The 4,051-nt window shown below is 69.8% G+C and carries 1 protein-coding gene and 1 pseudogene; both read left to right on the top strand.

Annotation, left to right across the window (positions count from 1 at the left end; translation table 11 throughout):
* Positions 1 to 66: 66 nt before the first annotated feature.
* Positions 67 to 393, top strand: a pseudogene (locus AB0G14_RS34490) (hypothetical protein); the annotation flags it as partial.
* An 837-nt stretch (positions 394 to 1,230) separates the two neighbouring features.
* A partial coding sequence (locus tag AB0G14_RS34485; protein ID WP_357704797.1) for a WD40 repeat domain-containing protein occupies positions 1,231 to 4,051 on the top strand: 2,821 nt, incomplete at its 3' end.

Genomic DNA, 4,051 nt, shown 5'->3' with positions numbered 1-4,051 from the left:
TGGGATGTCAGCGACCCGCACGACATCACCCTGGTCGGGGAACCCCTGCGCGGCCACACCGGCGCGGTGTGGGCGGTGGCGTTCGGGCAGGTCGGTGACATCGCCCTGCTGGCCACCGCCGGCGACGACGATACGGTCCGGGTGTGGGATGTCAGCGACCCGCACGACATCACCCTGGTCGGGGAACCCCTGCGCGGCCACACCGGCGCGGTGTGGGCGGTGGCGTTCGGGCAGGTCGGTGACATCGCCCTGCTCGCCACCGCCAGCGAAGACGATACGGTCCGGGTGTGGAATGCCAGTAACCCGCGCGCCATCGCCCCGGTCGGGCAACCCCTGCGGGGCCACACCGACACGGTGTGGGCGGTGGCGTTCGGGGGGGCCGGTGGCCTCGGCGTGCTGGCCACCGCCGGCGACGACGGGACGGCCCGGGTGTGGGACATCACCAGCATCGTCGCACAGTCACACATCGCCAGGGCCATCGGCACCGGTCCCGCGGCGCGACAGGCCACTGCCGGCACACCGGCCGGCCCGGTGGTGGTGTTTCCGGTCGGGGCGGTGCTGGCGGCGAGTGTTTTGTCGCGGATGCGGGAGCAGGCTCGGGTGACCGGGCGGGAGTGGTTTGTGGTGGTGGCGGAGGAAGCGGATGAGGCGGTGTGGCGGCGTCACGTTGGAGACTTGTTGGCCGGTTCGAGTGGGCGGTCGGTGCCCGGTTCTGCCGTCATCGTGTTGTATCCGCTTGGGGGTGCGCGATTGTCGCCGGCGACGGTCGCCGCGGTGGCGCGGTTGCGCATGGCGGTGGGGGGGCGGGTAGGTCCGGTGGCGGTGCTTGAGGATCACTTGACCGAGCCGATGAGTGCTTCGTGGTTCGCCGCGCCGTGGCGGTTGAGCGAGTTCCATGTCGTGTGGGTGGATTTTGCGGGGCGGCGGACATTTCCCGCGTGGGGTGATCAGTTTTGGTTCTTCGACGACCGCTGGGGTTACGGCCTTGATACCGGCCTAGGGGCGGCGCCGTACGGCCTGGCACGGAATGTGGAATTAGGGCTGGATCGTCTGCCGGAGACTATGCAGCGGTATGACCGCATGCGGATGTGGGGTGGGTCTCGGTGGCGAGCGGTTGAGTATGAGCGGGCGTGGGTGTTCCTCGAACGTGACCGGGCCGGTACTGATCCGGATGATCGGTACCGGCGGTTGGTGTGGTTGCGTCAAGCGGGTTTGTTGCCGGGTGAGGACGTGGGTACGGTGGAGCCGGACCTTGGCCCGCTCCGATTCGACGAGCTGGACCGCTCCGCGCGAGTGGTGGTGGTGCAGGTGCCGGGACTGTTCTCGTTCAGTCGGCAGCAGTTGGCCGAGGTGAGGGTCGCGGCGTTGAGCCCGGCGGGGTTGCTCGCGGCGAGCAGCCTGTTCGAGACGTTCCTCGACGATGCGTTTGCGCCGGCGGAGCTGGGGGCGCGTCCACTGGTGTACGTGGTCGTTCATGGGTGGCCTGGCGGCTGGGACTCGACCGTGGTGCTGACGTATTCGGCCGAGAACGACTGGTGGCCGATGCGGCTGTCCTCGGTCGGAGGGCTCACGCTGCGGGTCAGTGCCGACCCGGTCGAGGTGGAAAGCTGGTACCGGGTCCTGCTCGCCTGGAACGACGTTGTCCAGGCGGCGGGTCGCGACCGGCCGGACGACATGGTGGCACAGGCACGGGCCCTGCTCGCCCAGGTCGACGCGGTCCGGGACGATGCCGACACACTGGTGGCGTCCCGGCTCGCCCGGGCGGCCCAGCGGGTGGAACAGCTGGCGCAAGGGGGCCAGCGCCTGGCACAACTGGCCGACATTCTGCCCGAGTTCGGGGCACTCGTCGACGAGGCCCGCCAACAACTGCAGGCCGTCGACCGCGCCCGCATGGGTGACCCATTGGCGCAGGTCCGGCTATCGGCGGGTGGGGTGCTCGTGCCCGCCGACCCGGCGGGGCTGTTCAACCTGGTGAGCGAGATCGGGATCGGCCAGGACTGGCTCACCGGCGAGTTGCGCCACATCCGATCCGAGCTGTTGCAGCCCGACCTTCGCGTTGCCGACCACACCGGCGAAGCCGAATGGGCCGCTGGTGCTGATGGTCTTACCCTGCGAACACCAGGTATGGCGCAACGCCTGCCGTCCTTCAGCCGGCCCGGACAACCCAACGGCAGCGGGATCATGTCCGTGCTCGACGCCACCGCCCGCCTCCTGGCCCACGACGCGCCGGCCGCGCACGCCGACCTGACCGCGCGGCGGCTCGTCGACGGACTCCGCGCAGCCCACCCCCAAGGCCACCCCATCCTCACCGACCTCGAAGCGGGCCGTGGCGACGCCGCGTGGGGAGAAACTCTTTCGCAACTGCTCATCGACCACCTCGGCGTGCGATTCCAACTCCTGACCCGCACCACGCGACGCGACGGTGAACGCACCACCACGGGATGGAGCCCCAGCCCCATCTACGGTGACACTGGACCGCTCCTGCTCATAGGCTCACGGCTCGACAGCTACTTCCCGTTGTTCATCGACGACGAGAATGTCCAAGCCCGCCTCAACCCCGCCGGCCCTCACCAGTCCACCCCAGCAATGCAACACACCCCACAACCAGCCGAACTCACCCAACGCTGGGAACGCATCGACGTTCATCACGAATGGCGACTACGTGCCCTGACTCTCGCCGAGCGAGCCACCCGACGCAACCCCGATACCAACGCCGACACCCTCAACCAGCTCACCGCCGCGACCGAACTCTACCTGTCCCGCCGCGCCGCGCTCAGAATCCACCTAGCTGGCCAAAGCATCGCCAGCTACATCGGCCGGCTTGGCGCCGACCGGCTGCCCTGGCTCGCTACCCAACTCGACCAACTCCACGCCGCTGTCGAGCGCCTCGATCAAACAGTCGCCGCGATCCGCGGGACCACCACGCCCGACTTCGAGGAGGAACGAACCAACACCACCCCCCACCCCCGCGCCACCGTGTTCAGCCATCACATCGCATCCACCTCAACCGAGATCCGGATCGGCGCCCCGCCCCACCCCGGAGAACTCATCCAAATCCCACCCGACTGGCCCCGCGGAACACTCTGGTTCCACATACACCCACAACACAGCGTCGTAACCGCCGACCACCCCTACACCGGCACCGGATTCGCCCGCGCCATCCCCCTCCCCGTTGACGACTACCTCATCCAACACCTCCCAGTCCCCGCAGATCCGAGGTTCCAACCAGTCCCCGCAGATCCGAGGTTCCAATTGGCCTGGGTCCAGCACGACGCCTGGGTGATGGCGGTGGCGTTCGGGCGGGTCGGTGGCCTCGACGTGCTGGCCACCGCCGGCGCCGACGGGACGGTCTGGGTGTGGGATGTCAGCGACCCGCGCGCCTCCGCCCCGCTCGGGCAACCCCTGCGCGGCCACACCGGCACGGTGATGGCGGTGGTGTTCGGGCGGGTCGGTGGCCTCGACGTGCTGGCCACCGCCGGCGCCGACGGGACGGTCCGGGTGTGGGATGTCAGCGACCCGCGCGCCTCCGCCCCGCTCGGGCAACCCCTGCGCGGCCACACCGGCACGGTGATGGCGGTGGTGTTCGGGCGGGTCGGTGGCCTCGACCTGCTGGCCACCGCCAGCGACGACGAGACGGTCCGGGTGTGGGATGCCAGCGACCCGCACAACATCACCCCGCTCGGGCAACCCCTGCACGGCCACACCGACGACGTGACGGCGGTGGTGTTCGGGCGGGTCGGTGACATCGACCTGCTCGCCACCACCAGCATCGACCGGACGGCCCGGGTGTGGGATGCCAGCGACCCGCACGACATCACCCCGGTCGGGCAACCCCTGCACGGCCACACCGGCACGGTGATGGCGGTGGTGTTCGGGCGGGTCGGTGGCCTCGACCTGCTCGCCACCGCCAGCGACGACGGGACGGTCCGGGTGTGGGATGCCAGCGACCCGCACGACATCACCCTGGTCGGGCAACCCCTGCGCGGCCACGACGACTGGGTGAGGGCGGTGGTGTTCGGGCGGGTCGGTGGCCTCGACGTGCTGGCCACCG

The sequence above is a fragment of the Micromonospora sp. NPDC023814 genome (assembly GCF_040639595.1).
In the GTDB taxonomy this organism is placed as follows: domain Bacteria; phylum Actinomycetota; class Actinomycetes; order Mycobacteriales; family Micromonosporaceae; genus Micromonospora.
This window is presented reverse-complemented; position numbering and strand designations above follow the sequence as displayed.